This window comes from Oleiphilus sp. HI0125, from assembly GCF_001635355.1.
On record NZ_LWGF01000462.1, the window covers coordinates 1 to 381 of the forward strand.

The window sequence follows — 381 nt, forward strand, 5'->3', positions numbered from 1 at the left end:
ACTTCTCCTAATTGAAACCGTTCTGTCTCGTAACGTGTGATATCCGCGTTATAAAAAGTCAGGCCATATTTAGCATATGCTGTCGCGTAGTCAGTAACCGCATATGCTCCGCCAATGTACCAGTTAAACCATTCGTTTATATTCACTTCTAAGGCGCCGGCACTTAAAGTGTCGGAGATGACGCCTTGGCCGTATCGTAATTCAGTAAAGAAGTTGTCAGTGATGTGGGTTCCATAGGTAAGAGATGCACCGTATGTTTGTGCTGTAAGTGGGAACTCAAATATAGAGCTAGCAGAATCATCACTGCCTGGAACCGGTTCAAGTACCAATAAAATAGACTTGAATTGATTAAAATGTGTACCGATAGCAAGGTAGTCGCGG

1 protein-coding gene is annotated in these 381 nt (G+C 43.3%); it reads right to left on the reverse strand.

What is annotated here, in order from left to right:
* Window positions 1–381 (reverse strand): porin family protein (locus A3762_RS27215; RefSeq protein ID WP_231878739.1); only part of this gene is annotated, 381 nt, incomplete at both ends.